We start from the raw sequence: 20,675 nt of genomic DNA on the forward strand, positions 1-20,675 counted from the left end.
CAACAATGTTGAATAATCTAGAAAACGACTCGATATTTACGCCAGAGCAAGTTTTAGAAAATCGAGGTCGAGTCGCCATATTTATTGATGGCTCAAATCTATTTTACGCTGCCTTGCAATTAGGAATTGAAATCGATTACACCAAGTTATTATGTCGTTTAACAGGTGGATCTAGACTGTTGCGGGCTTTTTTCTATACAGGTGTAGATAGAACCAACGAAAAGCAACAAGGTTTTTTGTTATGGATGCGTCGTAACGGTTATCGAGTCATTGCTAAAGACCTAGTACAGCTACCAGATGGTTCTAAAAAAGCCAACTTAGATGTCGAAATAGCTGTTGATATGATGGCTTTGGTAGATTCCTATGATACGGCAGTTTTGGTGAGTGGTGATGGCGATTTAGCCTACGCTGTTAATTCTGTAAGCTATCGTGGTGTCAGGGTAGAGGTTGTGAGTTTACGCTCTATGACCAGTGATAGTTTAATTAATGTGAGCGATCGCTACATTGATTTAGAAGCTATCAAAGAAGATATCCAAAAAACACCCCGCCAGAGTTACCCATATCGCCCTTTGTCGGGAATGGGTTTTTTGGATGACCCCACAGACCATGATGGACATCTAGAAATTCAAGATACATGAAGCATCAGCAAGGCAGGCAAATAGCAAAAAGAAATTTAAGATTTATGGGGGGAAAAAATCAATCCCCCCACTTTCATACATTTTCTTTTGGGAGTTTTATTCAAATCAAAACAAATTGGTATTACCTGCCTTTAATTTTACTGTTAATCATGAGTTTAGGAGCTTGTGGCGGTAAATCTTCCACAGGCTCTCAGCAAAATAATCAACGTTCAGCAGCAGATTCCGAGAGTAATTTAACCTTTTTTGATGTAACTTTAGAACAAGCTGACGAAGTAGGACGACCGCTGTGGAAAGTTAAAGCAAAACAGGCAGTATACACCAAAGAAAAACAAATTGGTCAAGCCGAAAATCCTTATGGAGAGTTATATCAAGATGGCAAAGTAATTTATCAAATTAAAGCAGACCAAGCAGATATTCAACAAGATGGTAAACGGCTATTTCTCAAAGGCAAAATCTTGGCCACAGACCCTAATAATGGTGTGGTTTTACAAGGTAATGAAATGGAATGGCTACCCAAAGAAGATTTATTAATTGTTCGCAATCAAATCAACGGTAAGCACAAACAGTTACAAGCAGTAGCGCAAGAAGCAAGAGTTAAGACTCGCGCCCAAGTAGTAGATTTTTTCGGCAAAGTTGTCGCTAATTCTACTGATCCCCAATTACGAATGCGGACTGAGCATTTAATTTGGCAGATTAAACAAGAACAATTAATTGGCGATCGCCCGTTACAATTTGAACGTTATAAAAATAATCAAATCACAGATCGTGGCCGAGGCAATTCCGCCGAAGTTAACTTAAAAACGAAGATTGTTACCATTAAACAAAATGCCCAGGCCGATTTATTAGACCCACCAGTACAAATCCTGAGTAACTCAATGATTTGGGATATGAATGCAGAAAACGTGAAGACAAACTCTGCGGTGCGCGTCTTCCACCGGGCGGAAAAATTGACGGTGACGGGTAATCAAGCTGAGATGAAAATACCGCAAAAAACGGTTTATTTAGTAGGTAATGTTAACGCAGTTGGACAGCGTCGCCAGTCGTTAAAATCTCAGAATTTAACTTGGTATCTTGATAAAAAATTATTAGAAGCACAGGGAAATGTAGTTTATCGCCAAGCCAGCCCAGCCTTAACATTTAATGGAGATACAGCCGTTGGTAATCTGGAAACAGATAATATTGTTGTGAGTGGCGGTAAAACAGGTAATCGCGTAGTCACAGAAATTATTCCCGAATCACCAAAACCGAAGAATTAAAAGTAAAAAATAAAAAGTAAAAAGGAAAAAGTAAGAACACTACGGCATCTATTCTTTACCTTTTGCCTTTTGCCTTTTACATTTTGCCTTTTACAGCCTTTTGCCTGATTTACGGCTGACTGGGTGCAGTACAAGTATTATTAAACCCATAAGCTTCTTGCCAATGTTTCACTGTTCCCTTACCAATGGGAAAAACTTTAGTATCACCATTGGCAAAAGTTAAACGAGCGCGAATTTCTTTGGCTGGAGCTTTGCGTAAAATATTAGCAGCATCGGCATTGATAGCAAACAACGTATCTGACATATACCAAGTATTGTTATATGAAACGTTTTGATTGTTTTCATATTCTGTATATGTATACTTGCCAGAAAAGCCTCTGACTTTGGTATTAGGAGTAGGAGTTAACTGGAGAATTTGACCATTAATACCTAACTCTATTGTTGTTGGCGCGATTTCATCTAATGTAGCTTGGCCATTGCTGGGGGCTGTTTGCACAACAATTTTGGCAAAGCAGCCTTCAATTTTGCTTCCCCAAAGAGAAATAATGACAAATCTACCGGGACGGGGGCCGCTAAAAGGACTTTTAATTAAACTGCTTAATGGATCTTCGCCGTGGGCATCAATGACTACTTTGCCTAAAGCGGAATTGACCAAGGTATCTTGAATATTGACGAGTTTACTAAAAGGTAAACCACCACCAGCCCAAGGCATCCCATTCACAGTATTGAGTTTATCTTCATCGATCGCACTTTGGGCGATCGCTTTTTTGCTATCCAAATTTGGCAATGTTGGTAATAGTAATACAGTTAAAAGGCTAAATTGTAAAAACTTTTTCATCTTAAAAAAATTTGTTACGTAAAAAAGAATGTAATAATTAGCAAATTCTACCAGGACAAGAACCTGCGGCTCCCCCAGAACCATTGATAACACTCGGTCTGCCAATGGTAGGAACATTTGCAGATGCAGGTTTATCTTTGGGTTGAGCAATGGGAATTGCTAATTTTAAAGTGCTGACAGCTTTGGAATTGAGCAAAAACTTGATGGGAATGCCTAGGTTAAAACCAACTTTGAGATTATCATCATCTCTAGCGCCCCGTCCGTGAATCCCAATTAAACGCCCATTGTCGTCTAATACTGGGCCACCACTCATACCACTATGAGTAGTGTTGGTGTAAATTAAGGTGTAACCTTCTTTGTCTTGAGAATTGGTACCAATAATTTGCCCCATTGGAACCAACACAGTCCGGCTTTCAATCCCATTTAATGGTTCTGGTGCGCCGGATACATATACAGTTGTTCCTTCTCTGGTGGCATCAGAATTGCCAAAAATAGCAACATTGTGCGCTTTATCGCTGTTAAACTGTAAAATTGCTAAATCCGCTTCTGGCACACGGGTAATAGATGTTGGTGGGATTTGATATTGAGTTTGATCCCGCGTTTGAATAGTATAGGTTCCTGACTCATCAACAACATGCCAATTGGTGAGAACACTGTAGGTTTTGCCTTTGCGGTAAATAATAACTCCAGAACCGAGTTTGGGGCCGCTAATTAGTACTGTAATATCTTTAGCGAGATTGGTGACATCTTGAGCAGTTAAGGGTCGAGCAATTTCTGGTTGCGTAAAGGCGATCGCAACTCCGATAATTGCTGTTGTTAATCCACGATTAAGTCTCATCATCTGACCTCTAATCAGCCTTACTGAATACAGTAGTAACCGTAGTTTTTTCGGCTTTGGGCATCATCTGTATGACCTTTGTTATTGGTACAGCCCAACTCAGGCGAATAATCATTTGATGCAGTCTTTCCTCAGCTTTGGAACCATCAGCAAATACCGAAGGTTGATCCCACAAAGGATAAGCCTGCATCCCATTGATTCCCACCACTTGACCCCGACGATTTAATAAAGGGCCGCCACTCATCCCGTTTTTAATATTGTTGGTGTAGCCTAGCTGATAACCCCCTTCTAATGGTTTGGCTAGAACTAAACCCACCTTACCTGTAGTAAATGCAAAGCTTTGTTTTTTCCCTCTCTCTTCCACCGCTGGATAACCCGCAGCAAAAACTTCATCTCCTGGTGTGGGAGATGCACCAAAAGATGCTACTGCATAGATACTGCCTGCACTTTTAAATTGCAACACAGCCAAATCGTTTTTCCCGAAGTTTAAGCGTCGAGGTAAATTAGCTGTATAAATCCTACCATCCACAGTTTGCACACGATAGGGAGGATCACCAGCTTGTAGCACATGAGCATTAGTCAACACTGTGTATGTTGCACCGTTGCGGCGCAATATAATACCTGACCCCAAAAAATCTTGAGATCTGACTTTGACAGTAATAGACTGCGCCTGTTGTGAAAGAGGGGCTGACTGAGCAATATAATCTGGTGCAGGAATACTGACAACTGGTGCTGAGGCCGACAGTGTCAGGGAGATACTGCCAAGACAAACAACCAGCGTCAACAAAGAACAATTCATCTATCTGTATTTACAAGGGATATGAAATAGCGATCGCATCTTTATTCATTAATATTTGGATTAATATCGCTATTTTGCTCATTTGTAGCATGATTCAGATATGTATCAAAATCAATATTCAACGAGTCTCCGCCACTTTCATTGAGTACATTTCCAGCCACTAATCCCCGACGATTCATTAATCTTCTCAAGGTTGCCTTCGCATTACTACCACGCTTGAGAGTGAATAACAAAGAACTATCTGTACAAGGCGCATTTTGATTCACCGCTGCACATACCACTGGTTCACCTCTAAGGATGCCAGTTTTAATGTACTTTAGTTTGCCATTGTCATAGCTTTTTTGAAATCTCCGCGATACTTCATAACAACGGCGTTCCGAATTCCACTCCCTAGTAAAGTAATCCTGCGATGACCATTGAATCATCGGGACTTTCCTACCATCTTGAGTTTGAGCCACTGTTATCGGTATACCCTGACGCTTTTCACACTTGAAGATAGTCCCTCCTGCATAACTGGGCTGATTGATAGTTGCAATCATACCCAACGCAACCACAGAAGTTCCAGCAATCCCCATTAACGCTTGGCTAAAGAACCCCAATTTTATCCTTAACACTTAACTTCCTCGACAATATCAGGTGTCTTACTGAAAGTGTAAAACAGCATTGACCGTAAAATCACGGTAATAGTTCCAGCTATACAAATAATTTATCTTAAACCTAGTAGCAGTACCCATAGTAAAACTATTTTCGTGAACTGAAAATTACTTTCATCAATGAAAAATTATGCTTCAAACATAGAATTAATACTGCTTTAAGGGAGGATATGAAATTACACAGAGTGGCATCAATACGGAAATTGCTCTCACACTTTTGTCAGCAATCCTGATGGCTTCTGGTGTACCTGTGTACTCCTTTTTCATTTTAAAAGTCAAACTAGACGCATATAATGCAACTGCGATCGCCGCAACTTATGGTTCTATCAGCGCCGTCACATTTATTACGGCTCAATCATTTCTCAAAATTCTGAATATTGCTTCTGGCGGACACATGGTAGCAGCTTTAGCATTAATGGAATCACCTGCAATTATTGTAGGTATTTTGCTAGTAAGATTGTTTGCACCAAATCAAGAAAACAAAAAAGGAGAATTTGCTTGGGGTGAAGTTTTACGAGAAGCTTTTTTGAATGGTTCAGTTTTTCTCCTTATCGGTAGCGTGATTATTGGAACGCTTACAGGCGAAAGAGGCTGGGAAAAACTACACCCATTCACCCAAGATATTTTTTACGGGGTTTTAGCCGTCTGTTTACTAGATATGGGTATAGTGGCTGCTAGAAGAATTAAAGATATGCGAAAGACGGGTGCTTTTTTAATTGCTTTTGCTATATTAATGCCTGTAGCTAATGCAATTATGGGTATAATTCTCGCAAAATTAATTGGTATGTCGGCGGGAAATTCCTTACTATTCGCTGTTCTTTGTGCAAGTGCTTCTTATATAGCAGTTCCCGCAGCGATGAGAATGACAGTTCCTGAAGCTAACCCTAGTTTATATGTATCGATGGCATTAGCTTTAACTTTTCCTTTCAACATTATTATTGGCATTCCTTTGTATTTCAACATTATTAAAGCTATTGGAGTTTAACCAAATGGAAGCCATCAAGAAGATAGAAATAGTGACAAACTCTTTAGAAATCACTAAGGTTCTAGAAATTTTAGAAAAAGTCGGAGTTTCCGGTTACACAGTAATTGAAGATGTCATAGGTAAAGGAGATAGAGGTAAAGTTTTTAATGATTTAGAAACTCATGTACTCACTAATGGATATGTGATAAGTGTTTGCACACGTGAACAAGAACAAGAATTAGTAACAGCAATTGAGCCAATTCTGAAAAAATTTGGAGGTGTGTGTATTGTCTCTGATGCCAAGTGGATTGCACATTAGATAAGCTCTGAGGAGACATATTGATAGTATCTACGTCTCTAAAAATCACATTTAGCTTATTACTAATATTACTAAGGAGTATTTAACCGTGCCAATTAAACGCATCATTGCGGGGCTGAATGAATTTCACGACAATTACTTTACTACACACCGAGAATTATTTGAAAATTTATCCCAAGGACAAAATCCAGAAGTATTATTTATTACTTGCTCAGACTCTAGGATTGATCCTTTTCTAATCACTCAGAGTCAACCTGGCGATTTATTTGTTATTCGTAATGTTGGTAATATTATTCCGCCTTATGGCTCACCCAATAGTGCTGAAGCTGCGGGAATCGAATATGCAATTCAAGCTTTAAATATCGATGATATAGTGATTTGTGGTCATTCTCATTGTGGAGCGATGAGAGGATTATTACAAATAGGTAGTTTGGCCCAGCAAATGCCTTTAGTTTATGACTGGTTACGGCATTATGCTGAACCAACTCGCCGCTTAGTTATGGATAACTACAAAGATTATCCACCTGACAGGCTGTTAAAAATTGCCATTGAACAAAATGTACTAACACAGATAGAAAATCTCGAAACCCATCCAATTATTCGTTCTCGACTTCACAGCGGTCAACTGACTCTTCATGCGTGGATTTATGAAATTGAGAGTGGTGAAGTTTTTGCTTATGATGCTGACAATGGTCAATTTAAGATTTTAGAAAATCGACCATTCCCTGTCCCAAATCCTTTGATTGGTGTATATTCAGAGTAATTCATTATTAATGTTTGGATAGGGTAACGATAAGAATTTAAACTTATTATTACCCTATCTTAATTATAGATTACCCTAAATACGGCAATGAAGAATTTTTTGTTTATAAAGAATAGTGATTTGCTGCTGCAAAAAGTATCTGAATATTGGCAAGTGATGAAGCAATGGTTTATTAATACACCAGAGCGATCGCTTGCACAAGCTTACGAGGCTGCACAGAAAATCAGGAATATTGAAATAGAGCGTTTCAATGGTCAAATCATTGCTGCTACATCCGTAAATGACACCCCAAATGTCATGTCTTATTGGCAGAGTATACTTACACAAAATTTAACTATTATTAAACTGAGACTAGCGGAATTCCAGTCTAGTCGCTCACTACTAGAAATTTCTCATCCAGTTTTATTAAATAAGCTCCAGTTTATTGATGAAGTTATTGATAATTATCAGCAACAAACAGTAATAATTAGCAAGATAAATAAACAATCAATCTCGCAACCTAAACCTATAAGAATTGACAGTGAAATTTACCAAAATACATCTAATCTAATCAATCCTAGCAGCAATCAAAGTATAGGATTTCTTCCCAGTTCTATCGGTAGAACAATTAATAGAATTACCACTGACTTTTCTCCCCAAGCTGAAGCCGACTTTATTCGTAACTACCACATTTCTCAAAATCGGACGAGAACTTCGATTCGGTTTTTGATACTTTTAATTATTATTCCTTTATTAACACGGCAGTTGTCTAAAGAATTTTTCGTTAGTCCGATAGTAGAGCGTGTTAGAAGTCAACAAATTACTCCCATATTTATCAATTCTGAAATGGAGGAAGAAGCCTTCAAAGAGTTAAAAATTTTTGAAGAAAAATTAAAATTTCAAACTCTACTCAAAAAAGCTCCAATTTTGGATTCAGAAGAAATAGAGAGAAATATTAAGGAAAAAGCTATAGAAATAGCTCAAGAGTTTCGCTGGAAAAGCAAAGATGCTATTAGTAATATTTTTGCTGATTTAATTTCTTTAGTAGCGTTTGCATTAGTAGTAGTTAATGGGAAGAAAGAAATTGCGGCTATTAAGTCGTTTATAGATGAAATTATCTTTGGTTTGAGCGATAGTGCCAAAGCCTTTGTAATTATTTTGTTCACCGATATATTTGTCGGTTTCCACTCACCGCACGGTTGGGAAGTCATTCTTGAAGGATTAGCCGAGCATCTTGGTGTAGCAGCAAATGAAAGTTTAATATTTCTCTTCATTGCTACATTTCCGGTGATTTTAGATACAGTTGTTAAATATTGGATATTCCGTTACCTCAGCCGCTTATCACCTTCAGCACTAGCTACATACAAAGAAATGAACGAGTAGCAATCACTCTCCTTCTTCTGTTGACTGAACATTACCGCTAATAATCGTTTGTAATAAATTTTTGATAAACCAGAAAGTTGCTGATACTAACAACACAATCATTAAACTAGCAAGGGCAGCAAAAGGAGAAACAATCAATAAAATTAACATTGCAAAAATCACACTAGTGATTAAGGCCTTATTCATATCTTTGTACCTGTTGTAGTCTCTGGTTTTAGCTTAACTAGCAACAAGGTGATTAGTCATATATCTAAAAGTAGGCATTTGGATGAAGCGGGCTATGTTATGAAGCAGATTATGAATAAATTAGACGTCATCAACTGCGTATGTCACAAGTTGATGACGGCTAATTAATTTTCCAACTGGAGCAGTTATTTAATTATTCCAAAAACGGGTGCAGTTTCCGGCTGGGCAATTTGAGGCGCAAATAATCCCTTGGCATATATTTGAGGATTAGCTTGGGCAAATTGAATATATGATTGGCGTACTTGAGTGTTGACAGCCACAGTTTTCACATCGTACATTTGCGTAGCCAATTTGGGATAGAAACCAAAGCCAATAATCAACACCAAGAAACAAGCGGCGATAAATATTTCCCGCGGTTGAGCATCTCGATAGACGGCTTCGCTGGGTAGGAGACAGTCTGTACCGAAGCAAACTGTTCCTTCATCTTCTTGATTTTCTAAAGAAGCATTGTTGATGTCACAGGTGAGTTCTGCACCAGTGCCGTAAAATACTTGTCTCAACATCGAAAGCAGATAAATGGGGGTAAGAATAACTCCCACGGCGGCCAAGAACACCATGACGGTGCAGAATGTGGAACTGTAGATGTCGCTGGTGGTAATGCCAACAAATACCTGAAGTTCGCTCACAAAGCCACTCATTCCAGGAAGAGCTAGTGATGCCATTGCGCCAGCTGTGAATAAAGCAAAGACTTTTGGCATGACTTGGCCAATACCGCCCATGCTTGCCATTGCCATTGTATGGGTGCGATCGTAGGTCACACCTGCTAAAAAGAATAATACTGCGGCAATTAAACCGTGAGAAAGCATTTGCAGCATCGCTCCACTTACGCCTACGTCTGTGAAGGAGGCAATTCCCAGCAGTACAAAGCCCATGTGGGAAATAGACGAATAAGCCAGACGGCGCTTCATGTTCGTCTGAGCAAAGGAGTTTAATGCACCATAAATAATATTGATTACGCCGAGAGTTGCTAGGAGTGGTGCAAAATAAACATGGGCATCAGATAACAATTCTAAATTGAGGCGAATTAACCCATATCCGCCCATTTTGAGCAGTACACCGGCTAAAAGCATGGATACGGGGGCAGATGCTTCACCGTGGGCATCAGGCAACCATGTATGCAAAGGAAATATAGCTAATTTGACACCAAAGGCAATTAATAGTCCTGCATATAACCACAGTTCTAAAGCCAAAGGATAATTCTTAGCACCAAGTTCAACTATATCGAAGGTTGTATTATCGCCATAGAGTGCCATTCCCAGCCCAGCTATGAGAATAAAAATAGAAGCTGCGGCGGTGTAAAGTAAGAATTTTGTCGCGGCGTAGCGGCGTTTTTGACCACCCCAAATGGAGACAAGCAGGTAAACAGGAACCAGTTCTAGTTCCCACATAATGAAGAATAATAATAAGTCTTGGGCGACGAACACTCCGATTTGGGCGCTATATAACAGCAACATCAAGAAATAAAACAAGCGTGGCTTGAGGTTAACTTGCCAGGCTGCAAATATCGAAAGTGTCGTGACTAGCCCTGCCAGTAGCACTAGTGGCGCAGATATTCCATCGACTGAAACTGCCCAACTCAGACCTAACTGAGGCAACCAGGCATATTTCTCCACGAGTTGAAAAGTTGCATTGCTGGCATCGTAATGCTGCCAAAAAGCGTAGCACATCAAGATAAAGTCTGCGATCGCCACACCTAGGGCATACCATCGCACAAGCTTGCCATCTTTATCAGGCAGCACAGGGATGAGTATAGAAGCCACAAGTGGCAACATAATAATCGTAGTTAGCCAAGAAAATCCATCCGCTATCATGGCAGTAAGCAAAAATACTTATGTGTGTGAATGAGATTATTATATGCAATTTTGTTATATTTTCTTCATAAATCTTTACCCATAATAGGTATAGAAGGAATTGATTCTATCAATGGCTAAATAAGGGCAAAGTTGTTCGATAATAAATAGCTAAAAACTGGATTTAGTTAAGTGAATCTCATTAGTGCGGCTATTTTGCCTAATTAAAGTCTCAATTCCATAAAAATCCAGTTGGCTCGGTATTCTGGAGGCACTTCCAGTTTGGCAAAATATGGTTCGATATCTTGAAAACCGAGTGAATGATAGAGTGCTTGTGCTTCCTTCGTAAAAGGAGCCGTATCTAAGCGTAGTTTAGAATAACCAATATTGGCAGCTTCATAGATGATATTTTCTAATAAAGCTTTACCGATACCTTTTTCCCGGAATTTTGGCTTGACATACATCCGTTTTATTTCACCAATTCCCTCATCAATTCTGCGTAAGCCAACACAACCAACAATTCTGCCTTTATATCTGGCTAAAAGTAAGCGTCCTACTGGTGGCATAAATTCATCTATTTGAGTAAGAGATTCCTCTAAATAAGCATTAACATCAAAACTTAGATGAAATTCCTGGTTCCACATCAAGTTTATCCAGCTAAAATATTCAAAAAGCAAATTTTGCAGATGAGTTTTATCTTGTTCGTTCTCAAATTGAATAATTTTTAGCAAAATAAATTCCTTTTTTTAATTAATTTTGTAAACTTGAGCAATTATTGTGAAATAATCTCAATTTAATATTTCTAATGTTGAAAATTCCCATTATTGATTTAGCTACTTTTAGAAAAAGTGATATTAGATATCAACAAGCTGTAGCCAGAGAAATTTATGATGCTTGTCATAAAATTGGTTTTATGTATTTGCGAAATTCTGGGATATCAAAAGATTTGATTACCCAAGTATTTTCTCACAGTAAATCATTGTTTAATTTATCTTTAGCGGCTAAACAAAAATTGGCTTGGAAAAATGAATTGAGTAACATCGGGTATGTAGGTATTGAAAGAGAACGTCTTGACCCTAATCAACCAGGAGATTTAAAAGAAGCATTTAATTTTAGCAAAGCAGAATTATTTACTCTACAACCTCCAGCAAATGAGCCTGACATTTTTGTCTTTTATCAAGCTTGTACAGAACTAGCAAATAAAATTTTGCAAGCATTTGCTTTAGCCTTAGAATTACCAGAATATTTTTTTACTATTAGACATAATCAACAAAATCATACCTTGCGACTGCTACATTATCCTCCTTTACAAACACCGCCTAAACTTGGACAAGTACGTGCTGGTGAGCATTCTGATTATGGCAGTATTACCTTGCTTTTCCAAGACGATGTGGGTGGTTTGGAAGTGCAAACAACTGCGGGGGAGTGGATTGCTGCGCCGACAATTCCTGATACAGTGATTGTGAATACTGGCGATTTGATGCAGCGTTGGACAAATGATGTGTTTTGTTCAACCAAGCATCGGGTAATGATTCCTCACGATCAGCAGTTGGAGCGATCGCGTTATTCTATAGCGTTTTTCTGTCATCCTAATGATGATACAGAAATTGCTTGTCTAGAAACTTGCCAAAAAGAACGTGCGCCTATTTATCCTCCCATTCTGGCGGGAGAATATCTTTTGAGTCGTCTACAAGCAACATATTGAATGAAAACCTACGACTGGATTGTAGTTGGTGGCGGAATTACAGGTGCTACACTTGCCTATGAACTGGTCAAAGTCGGCTGGAGTGTACTGTTATTAGAACAACACGCCACACCAGACAATGCAACTCGATATAGTTATGGTGGACTAGCTTATTGGTCGGGGACAACACCACTCACTCGTCAATTATGCCAAGAAGCGATCGCCCGTTACCAAATTCTGTCTCAAGAATTAGATGCTGATATTGAGTTGCGAGAATTAGATTTATTACTGACGATTTCCGCCGATAGCAACCCAGAAGCAGCAGCTAGTGTTTATGCTAAATGTGCAGTTCCACCGCGGTTACTGAGTTTACAAGCAGCTTGTGAGTTAGAACCACTCTTAAATCGGGAAGTTATTTCCGGTGCGTTAACTGTCAAACATGGCCATATTCATCCCGAAAAAACCGCACAAGCTTATATTCAAGCATTTTTACGTGCTGGGGGGGAAATGCAGATTAGTCAAGTTTTGCAAATTCTCAGCGGTGGTGTTCAAACGCATACTGAAAATTACCACAGCGCCAACGTTGTGATTTGTGCTGGTGGACTTAGCAGACAATTACTCAAATCAGCCGGGGTTTCTATCAAGGTGTATTTTACCCACGCCGAAATGATCGAAATTCCGCCTGTAGATTTGCGTTTACATACTTTAGTAATGCCAGCTAATCTGCAAAGATTTGAATTAGAATCAGTATCTATACAAGTTGATGAATTGTGGAATCAACCTGATAAAGAATTAGCATCACCAATATTAGATGTAGGTGCAATTCAGTTTTTAGATGGTAGCTTACGCTTGGGTCAAATTAGTCGCGTGCTGACAAATCCTCATGCACAAATTAATTCAGAAGCAAGTGAACAATGGCTGCGAAATAGTATTACAACCGTATTACCAGCTTTAGGTAATTTACCAGGAAAATGGCATCATTGTTTAGTCGCATTTAGTCACAATCGTCTACCTGTAATTGGTGCTGTGCCAGAATTTAAAGATGTGCATATTTTTTCAGGATTTAGCAATCCTCTGGTTTTTGTCCCACCTTTAGCACAACGTTTTGCTAATTTTGTTACTGGTAAGGAAGATGAAATTATTACGGGATTTATGCAGGTTTAATTAGGTTTAATTAGGTTTTTTTCAACGCAAAGGGGCGCGGAGTTACGCTGAGGGTTTTTTTCGTTAAGTTATGGGGTGTGGCTTTAGCCAAGGTAGTTAGGACATCGGTAAGCGATAAAACTTAGACCTCTAACCTGTACCCTGCTATATATGAATGTTTAAAGATTATTGATGTGATTTTGAGGAAATATCATTTCTTTAATTTCGAGATTTGTGGTGTCTGTGGCGATGATTTCGGCGGCTTCTTGTAAAAGTTGCTGTTGTTCTTGTTGGAGTGTTTCTAAACGACAAGAAATTTCTGCTAATCTTTGCTGTTTATCTTGATAAATAGGTTGAATAGTATTTGTATTATCTATTTGATGATGATTGGTGATTTTATTAAAAGTAAAACCACCGACTTTAGCTAAAGTTAGGAATATAACTCTAATTAAAGCTTGTAATAATTTTAATGGTGCTTGCAAGATAGAAAAACTTGCTGTTGTAAATAAACGAATAATGGCGTTGATAATACTGAAAAGAATAGCGAGACTAAACAGCAAAATTACTAAACTGATAATAGGGTGATTCGCTGCCCAATTAAGTATGTGAAGTAGACGCAACATAATAGGATGCTGTGTCAGCCAATCATTGATTGAAGAGGCGATCGCAGTTTCAATTGCGCCTGATGTTGTATTCTTAAACTGGTCGGCGGTTTGTAACCCTTGTCCAATCGAAGATTTAGCTTTTTCAATGGTTGTTGTAGCTGTTTCTTGCCAAGACTCGCCAACTTGTTGTAGAGAATTATTTACAGAGTTAGCCTCTTGGTTGACAAAATCTTTGACACTTTGCCAACGTTGAGACACTTCTGACGGCAAACTGATATTGCTTTGAGGTGTCATATACAATTTCACCGGGGCTGGAATCGAACCCGCAACCCATCTTTAGGACGATTTGTGGGAATTCGGACTGTAGCCAAACTTTGGTTAGGTAAGATTTCCCAATCATAGCTGCGTAAAAGATGGGCAGCAACAATCTTCATTTCCATTTTGGCAAATGCCACACCAATACACACCCGCGGCCCTCCACCAAAACCAATTAAACTGAAAGGATACTGTTTGTGTTCTTGGCGCTGAGGGCTGAAACGGTCAGGATCAAAACGTTCTGGTTCAGGGTAAATTTCTGGTAGGTTTTGAGTAGTTAAAATTGAATAATATAATTGCCAACCAGCCGGGACATAATAACCATCATATTCAAACTCTTTGACTACCCCACGAAATCCCCCTGCAACTGGTGGATGTAGTCGTTCAACTTCCCATAAAATTTGGTCTAAATAAGGCATTTTTCCCAATTGTTCTAGAGTTACAGAACCAGATGAAGTCAGTTGTAACTGTTCTTCTCTGGCGCGTTGTAAAACTTCTGGGTGGCGTGCTAATTCGGTGGCTAACCAAGTCAACATTGCAGTGGTGGTTTCATGTCCCGCAAAGAGTAACAGCACGGCTTGGACGATAATTTCTTGTTCACTGAGGCTGTTACCATCTTCATCCCTAGCTTGGATTAATAAACTTAAAGCATCTTTGCTGGGATTTTGCTGGCGTACTTTCACAACCTGAGCAATGTGTTCTAAAATTTGATTACGCGCTGCGATCGCTTTACTAAAGGTAGTAAAAGGTAAAGGCAACGTATTCAAAGCAAAAAAACCATTGGTGAGGTTAGTAAATAACCCACTTAAACGGATAACTTCTTCACTGGCACTTGTACCTAATAACAGTTGACTTGCAATATCAAAAGTCAGTTTTTTAAACTCTTCAAACCAAGTAAACTCTTGTTTATTCTCCCATTGTTTTAGGTAATTGCAGACAATTTCATCCATTGTAGTGACATAGTTTGTCAGCGCTGGCCCGTGTAAAGCTGGCATCATTAAACGGCGATTGCGGCGGTGTTCTTCGCCATCTTGTAAAAATAATGATTCACCCAACAATACTTTAAAATTTTCCGGCCAGCCTTCACGCCAAGAAAAATTTTCGATATGGCTAGAAAGGACAAACTCCACTGCTTTTGTCCCGACCATTGCAACTGTTGGTCTACCTAAAATATGAGTTTTAAAAATCGAACCATATCGTTGATAGCGTTTTTCGACAAAGTTTAAATCTGCCAAAAAAGATAGAGTTTCTCCGACAACTGGTAAACCAAAGCTTCCTGGTGGTAGTGGTAATTTGTTCATGAGACTCGCGATCGCACCTTGTCAATTTTAATTAACTTGTGTCTCTGTGGGAAACTTACGTTAAGATGTTTTGTGGAAGAACAGGACGGTTTATGGATTTTCTGTACTTGCTCAGTGACTTTGTATGACTATCGCCGAACAAATTTATGAACTTGTCAAATCTCTTCCGCAAGACCGAGCTAGTGAGATTCTCTCCTTTGCAGAATCTATTCGTGATCAATATCTAAATGCTAATCAACCAAGCAATACAGTCACTTCACAGCAATGGACAGCACTAGTTTATTCTTTAGCTGGAAGTTGGGAACAGGATTTTCCTAGCTTAGAAGATATTCGGTCAAATTCGGGACAAGACATCTTACGAGAGATTCTTTAAATGTACGTTTTAGATACCAACACCCTGATCTATTACTTTAAAGGTCAGGGACAGGTTGCTCAAAATCTGGTTCAGGTCTCTCCCAAAGAAATAGTCATTTCCACAATCGTTCTCTTTGAATTACAAGTTGGTATTGCTAAATCTAGCTCACCAGCAAAACGCACTCAACAACTTCAACAATTATTGAGCCAAGTTAATCTGGTATCTTTTGAGCAGCCTCATGCTTTGGCTGCTGCAAATATCCGCGCTCAATTGGAACAACAGGGTATACTTATAGGTTCACTTGATATTTTGATTGCTGGGACAGCCATAGCACTTCAATCAACTCTCGTAACGCATAATGTCAGAGAATTTTCTAGGGTTACAGCGCTGGCGATCGCAGACTGGTATTAATACAATTTGTTCATGAGATGAGCGATCGCACTAAATAATATTATTAATCGAGTTCAACAAGATACCCGACTTCTAACAGAAGTCGGGTATCTGAACAGTAATAATTATTACTGCTTACTCAGCTACGCAATCACAGTAAAATCGATATTGCTCAGAGTTGGTCGATTAGACAGTTGGGCTATTTGCACTTTGGCAACACTACCAATACCATCTTGATCAAAGAATAGTTTACCTGTGTTTCTGTCGTAGATAAAGCGATCGCCGGCTGTGCTTGCACTGCTACCCAGGCGGAATAAGCCAGGGTCAAGTGTACCCAGTGCTTGGTTAAGTCCAAACTCTGACTGAGAAATAACAATACTATCAATCCCAGACACAAAGTCAGTGATAATATCGGAATTTCCCGCCCCACGATTGAGATAAAAGCTATCTCTACCATTCCCACCAGCTAGAATATCTTTACCTAAACCGCCGATGAGGGTGTCATTACCTGCATCACCAAGCAGCATATCGTCACCAGCACCACCATTCAAGGTGTCATTGCCATCTCCACCATAAACAATATCACTGCCATTTTCACCATAGAGGCTGTCATTCCCAGCCCCGCCGTCTATTATGTCATTACCATCGCCACCATAGATGACATCGTTATTACCTAAGCCGCTAATAATATCGTTACCCCCCAAACTGCGGATAACATCGATTCTGCTAGTTCCCAGTAATATATCACTACCGTTAGTGCCGTTAATCTGGTTGCTACCAAGGGTAACTGTCAAGTTAACTGTGGCTGTACTAGTTAAATTGCCATCACTCACGGTATAAGTAAAACTGTCAGCACCAGTGAAGCCAATTTGTGGTGTGTAGGTAAAGGTGTTATCGTTATTTCTGACCAAATTACCCGTTGTCGGATTGGTAAAGCTGTTGATAGTCAACGGATTACGATCTGGGTCGCTATCATTGGCGAGAACATTAATAATTACTGGTTGAATATCCGTAGTTGTGGCGATGTCATTCCTAGCGGTTGGTGTTTCGTTGACATTATTGACAGCTAAGGAGAAATTAGCAGTAGCATCGGGAGTAGCACCAACTGTCGGATCATCCACGGCAACTGTCACACTGTAGTTAGAACGGGTTTCAAAATCTAAGTTAGTGTTAGCCCGCAGATACAATACAGAATTGTCGATTTCAAAGAAACTAGCATCTGCACCAGTCACACTTAGGTTATTTGTGCCTCGTCCATCATCGGTAATGGCGATGTCTGCAACTCTGATGCGGTTGGTGGTATTAGTATTTTCGTTGATGTTGGCGATCGCATTATTAAATGTCACCGCCGTTGGTGCTTGGTTGGCTGGTGGTAAATTGAACCTGGCAATCACAGGATCATGGTCGCTATCTTGATCAAAAAACTCTGAGTTGATGTGAACCACATCATAACCATCTAAATTATTGACCAAGTTCTGACTTGCCAAAATGTGGTCAAGTACCTGGGCGTTACCTTGAAAATTATAGGTGTAACGCTCGTTTGCAGGTAGGGTTTCAATTAAAGAAGTTAGTCCTGCACTTTCTAATGTGGTGAGAGGATTAGAAAACTCAAAATCATTCAAGTCACCTAGCACCACCACATTCGCATTCGGGTCAATTGTCAAAATCTCTCGCACAAAGTCTCTCACAATTGCGGCTTGTTGCTGGCGTTGCGCTTCACTACTGAGAACTGGCGGTTGACTTGGCCCGAATAAAGGTTGGTCGCCACCTTTGGAGTTAAAGTGATTGCCAATGAGATAAACACTTTGACCGTTAAAGACAAACTCACCAACTAAAGGTTTACGGCTGCTGTTGAAAGCGGGGTTTGTCGGGTCAATTAACCCAGGACTACTAGAAAGGCTGGGAGTACCATCAACATTAGTGACGGAAATGCTGGTAGTGGAACCACCACCAGGACGGTCTACAAAGCTGACGCGATTGGGGTTAAACAAGTAACCAACACGAATATTACCCCCAGGTTCCCCACCATTAGTATCATCCACCGGGTTAATCTGACGATATTGATATGTCGGGCCGCCAGCTGCGGCGATCGCATCTATTAATGTCTGAAAAGTTACACTGGCATCAACTACACTGTCATTAACCGCCCCGTTGTTGTCCTGGATTTCTTCTAGAGAGAGGATGTCTGGCGATCGCAAGTTATTCACAATCCGGTTAGCCAAGTTACCAAACTGAATTGCACCATCACCAGGATCAAGGTTTTCCACGTTGAAAGTTGCAACCGTTAGTTGATCGGCAGTGCCTGTTAAGTTTGTAACTTCTCTTTGCAGAGTGGATGGCTGTACTACCGTTGGTGCAGATGGAACCAGGACTTCGTAATTGTTAAAATCGTAGTTAACTACGCCTGTAATTGTACTGAGTTGCGCGCCGACATTCACACTTGGCAATGTGATTGAGCCATTGATTAAATCATCAATTTGAATCCGTTCTGGGTTGCTGTCGGTAGCTGTGATCAAGCTACCGCCTCGCTCAGTCCGGCTTGTGGCATTAGCACCGTTATCTGCCAGCACCCAGATTTCCTCAGAAGTCCCAAAGTTGGCGCTTGGAGATGTCGTCACAGGATTGTTAATCTGAACTAACATCCCTTCTAGACTTTCGTAAAAATCGATACCTTCATTTACTGGATCGAAATCTCCACCTGTTTCTACGTTACCGCTAGTAGCAAAGTCATCATTGATCACCTGAGTTGGTATCGTCCGTCCGCCATTGCCCAGTATTGTTGGAGTAATAGTTGTAGTCGGTGCATCTGTCCAGGCACTTACACTCAAACTCTGCACACTGTTGTTGTTGCCGATTTGTGTGGCGGTGAGGTTGTTGGAGTTGTTAGCTGGGCGAAACTCCGATACTGTACCTGTAACTAAGACTGCTTCGCCGACAGTACGGGTGCTGAGAATAGCAGAAGTAGTACCTGTGAAAACAAAAATCCCTTCGGAGGTTGCATCATTGTTATCGGGAGTTGGGTCTTGGATGTAGAAGCCGTTAGAGGCGATCGCTGTGACGATCCCGGCGACATTTACCACACCTTGGCCATTGAGGGGTGAAATATGTGCTGTGCCTTGAATATCATGAATACGAACTGCCCCAGGCGCAACATCATTATCTGTAATTGTGACTGTAGCTGTGGCGGTTGCTCCTAAATCGTAATCAGCAGTATCCACCAGCGTCAGCGTAACAGTTTCATTCCCCTCTACCAAAGAGTCGTCCACGGGTGTGATTGTGACATCCACAAAGGACTGTCCACCAGGGATTGTCACACTACCCGTCAGGTTTGGTGTGTAGTCTGTCTGATCTGCACCACCAGCAACTGTGTAACTAACAGTCAGCGCATTGGTTGTATCACCAGTACGACTAATGCGGAAAGTTCCTGGTTCTGTTCCAGCTTCGGCGGCGGTTGCATCGGTAGCTGCGATCTCCACTGTGGGAACCGCAGGCGGCGTGACTCCAGTAGAAAGGGAAAAATTGTCAATCGCCAAGCCATCATCTGAGTTAGAAACATCAAAATCTAACCAACGAAACCAAAAACTTGCACCATTGGGGATATTTAGCCCTGTAATACTTGCGGTGATTTGGCTGCTATTAGTATTTCCATCCAACGCCCCTACAGTTCCGGTAGTTACGGGAGAATTGAAATCTAAATTATCAACATCTACCCAAGCTCCTGTATTTAAAGATGTTGCATCCAGACTGTACTGAAAATCTAAACGATCAGCTCCTCTGTTAGCTGCACCCAAACGCCATTGTTCACCTCTGTAGGACAAATTCAACGTTGTAATTGTGCTACCTGTTGTATTCGTAAAGCTTGCGCCGATTGAGGGGTTGAGAGTACCTGAGCGCAGAGTTCCAAAAGCTCTCTCACTAGAACCTGTTGCGCCAAAACTATATATATCGCCTGCGTTATTAGAGCCAGTACCAGTCGTGTACTGTCCGTTTACATTTGCACTGGTTCCAGTTTCCAACAATGCCCAACCAATAGGAATTACACTACTGCTTCCAGAAGATGCCAAACTATCAAAGTTCTCAGAATAAGAACCATTAAATTCAATCGCCATGACTATTTGTCCTTAGATGTATAGCTTTGCAGAAACATAAAATTGAGAGCGATAGACAAATGTACTTCGCTCATAAACATAGAATCAGACTTCAATAAGGCAGAAGAAGAAATAACCAAATTAGAAATCTGGCTGGAGTCTCAGATGATTGAGGAACCAAATTAGACCTGTCACACTACTGCATCGAGTGTTTTTGTATATACTGCAACTTAAGATGAGAGTAATTTTTTTGTGTCAATAGTCCCCGAAAATTTACTGAATCAAGGTTAAGGAAATACTAGGAAAAGGTAAATTTCGAGAATATTTA

General features: G+C 40.1%; 19 protein-coding genes and 1 pseudogene. 10 read left to right on the plus strand and 10 right to left on the minus strand.

Translation table 11 applies throughout. The features are described 5' to 3' along the window. Positions 1 to 5 precede the first annotated feature (5 nt). On the plus strand, positions 6 to 638 hold the full coding sequence (locus tag AC504W_RS03315) for a LabA-like NYN domain-containing protein (protein ID WP_015112605.1): 633 nt from the start codon (positions 6 to 8) through the stop codon (positions 636 to 638). Continuing rightward, a complete protein-coding gene (gene lptC, locus AC504W_RS03320; protein ID WP_494876240.1) occupies positions 635 to 1,894 on the plus strand; it encodes an LPS export ABC transporter periplasmic protein LptC in 1,260 nt (419 codons plus the stop codon). Before AC504W_RS03315 ends, lptC begins: the two co-directional genes overlap by 4 nt. Before the next feature lie 109 nt (positions 1,895 to 2,003). On the opposite strand, the gene AC504W_RS03325 is transcribed toward lptC, so the two are convergent. Genes AC504W_RS03325 through AC504W_RS03340 form a run of 4 tightly spaced genes read right to left on the minus strand, consistent with a single transcriptional unit; the run spans position 2,004 to position 4,983 of the window. Next, positions 2,004 to 2,732, minus strand: a complete 729-nt coding sequence (locus AC504W_RS03325) for a hypothetical protein (protein ID WP_494876241.1) — start codon at positions 2,730 to 2,732, stop codon at positions 2,004 to 2,006. 37 nt (positions 2,733 to 2,769) lie between these two features. Next, entirely contained in the window at positions 2,770 to 3,573 is an 804-nt protein-coding gene (locus tag AC504W_RS03330; RefSeq protein ID WP_494876242.1) for a S1 family peptidase, read from the minus strand. Between the two features lie 7 nt (positions 3,574 to 3,580). Further along, positions 3,581 to 4,369, minus strand: coding sequence for a S1 family peptidase (locus tag AC504W_RS03335; RefSeq protein ID WP_494876243.1), 789 nt, complete (start codon positions 4,367 to 4,369; stop codon positions 3,581 to 3,583). A gap of 41 nt (positions 4,370 to 4,410) precedes the next feature. Continuing rightward, on the minus strand, positions 4,411 to 4,983 hold the full coding sequence (locus AC504W_RS03340; protein WP_494876244.1) for a COP23 domain-containing protein: 573 nt from the start codon (positions 4,981 to 4,983) through the stop codon (positions 4,411 to 4,413). 196 nt (positions 4,984 to 5,179) lie between these two features. On the opposite strand from AC504W_RS03340, the pseudogene AC504W_RS03345 reads away from it, so the two are divergent. From AC504W_RS03345 to AC504W_RS03360, 4 genes and pseudogenes are all read left to right on the plus strand, one after another. After that, positions 5,180 to 6,007 (plus strand): annotated as a pseudogene (locus AC504W_RS03345) (sodium-dependent bicarbonate transport family permease); the annotation flags it as partial. A gap of 4 nt (positions 6,008 to 6,011) precedes the next feature. Further along, entirely contained in the window at positions 6,012 to 6,305 is a 294-nt protein-coding gene (locus AC504W_RS03350; protein ID WP_494876245.1) for a P-II family nitrogen regulator, read from the plus strand. A gap of 88 nt (positions 6,306 to 6,393) precedes the next feature. Further along, positions 6,394 to 7,068: a carbonic anhydrase gene (locus AC504W_RS03355; RefSeq protein WP_494876246.1), complete on the plus strand. Its 675-nt coding sequence runs from the start codon at positions 6,394 to 6,396 to the stop codon at positions 7,066 to 7,068. An 87-nt stretch (positions 7,069 to 7,155) separates the two neighbouring features. After that, positions 7,156 to 8,430, plus strand: a complete 1,275-nt coding sequence (locus tag AC504W_RS03360) for a proton extrusion protein PcxA (RefSeq protein ID WP_494876248.1) — start codon at positions 7,156 to 7,158, stop codon at positions 8,428 to 8,430. 3 nt (positions 8,431 to 8,433) lie between these two features. Here the strand turns inward: AC504W_RS03360 and AC504W_RS03365 are convergent, their stop codons facing one another. From AC504W_RS03365 to AC504W_RS03375, 3 genes are all read right to left on the minus strand, one after another. Then, positions 8,434 to 8,616: a hypothetical protein gene (locus tag AC504W_RS03365; RefSeq protein ID WP_494876250.1), complete on the minus strand. Its 183-nt coding sequence runs from the start codon at positions 8,614 to 8,616 to the stop codon at positions 8,434 to 8,436. Between the two features lie 185 nt (positions 8,617 to 8,801). Further along, the gene (locus AC504W_RS03370; RefSeq protein ID WP_494878547.1) at positions 8,802 to 10,487 is read right to left on the minus strand and encodes an NAD(P)H-quinone oxidoreductase subunit 4; all 1,686 of its coding nucleotides are present in this window, start codon (positions 10,485 to 10,487) and stop codon (positions 8,802 to 8,804) included. Positions 10,488 to 10,690: 203 nt separating this feature from the next. Next, complete coding sequence (locus tag AC504W_RS03375; RefSeq protein WP_494876252.1) at positions 10,691 to 11,197, minus strand: GNAT family N-acetyltransferase; 507 nt, start codon at positions 11,195 to 11,197, stop codon at positions 10,691 to 10,693. Between the two features lie 74 nt (positions 11,198 to 11,271). Here AC504W_RS03375 and AC504W_RS03380 point away from each other — a divergent pair, with 74 nt between their 5' ends. Both AC504W_RS03380 and AC504W_RS03385 read left to right on the plus strand, forming a co-directional pair. Next, positions 11,272 to 12,171 carry an isopenicillin N synthase family dioxygenase gene (locus tag AC504W_RS03380; protein ID WP_494876254.1) on the plus strand — a complete coding sequence of 300 codons (900 nt, stop codon included), beginning with the start codon at positions 11,272 to 11,274 and terminating at the stop codon, positions 12,169 to 12,171. Then, complete coding sequence (locus AC504W_RS03385) at positions 12,172 to 13,314, plus strand: NAD(P)/FAD-dependent oxidoreductase (RefSeq protein WP_494876256.1); 1,143 nt, start codon at positions 12,172 to 12,174, stop codon at positions 13,312 to 13,314. It abuts the gene before it with no gap. A gap of 158 nt (positions 13,315 to 13,472) precedes the next feature. Here AC504W_RS03385 and AC504W_RS03390 read toward each other — a convergent pair whose 3' ends face one another. After that, the gene (locus AC504W_RS03390) at positions 13,473 to 14,192 is read right to left on the minus strand and encodes a hypothetical protein (protein ID WP_494876257.1); all 720 of its coding nucleotides are present in this window, start codon (positions 14,190 to 14,192) and stop codon (positions 13,473 to 13,475) included. An 8-nt stretch (positions 14,193 to 14,200) separates the two neighbouring features. Beyond that, complete coding sequence (locus AC504W_RS03395) at positions 14,201 to 15,514, minus strand: cytochrome P450 (RefSeq protein ID WP_494876258.1); 1,314 nt, start codon at positions 15,512 to 15,514, stop codon at positions 14,201 to 14,203. Positions 15,515 to 15,638: 124 nt separating this feature from the next. Between AC504W_RS03395 and AC504W_RS03400 the strand changes: the two genes are divergently transcribed. Together AC504W_RS03400 and AC504W_RS03405 are read left to right on the plus strand one after the other, a co-directional pair. Then, a complete protein-coding gene (locus AC504W_RS03400) occupies positions 15,639 to 15,887 on the plus strand; it encodes a DUF2281 domain-containing protein (protein WP_494876259.1) in 249 nt (82 codons plus the stop codon). Then, the gene (locus AC504W_RS03405) at positions 15,888 to 16,280 is read left to right on the plus strand and encodes a type II toxin-antitoxin system VapC family toxin (RefSeq protein WP_494876260.1); all 393 of its coding nucleotides are present in this window, start codon (positions 15,888 to 15,890) and stop codon (positions 16,278 to 16,280) included. A gap of 122 nt (positions 16,281 to 16,402) precedes the next feature. Here the strand turns inward: AC504W_RS03405 and AC504W_RS03410 are convergent, their stop codons facing one another. Then, positions 16,403 to 20,368, minus strand: a complete 3,966-nt coding sequence (locus tag AC504W_RS03410; protein WP_494879536.1) for a DUF8508 domain-containing protein — start codon at positions 20,366 to 20,368, stop codon at positions 16,403 to 16,405. Positions 20,369 to 20,675: the final 307 nt, after the last annotated feature.

Source organism: Nostoc sp. C96 (genome assembly GCF_059384975.1).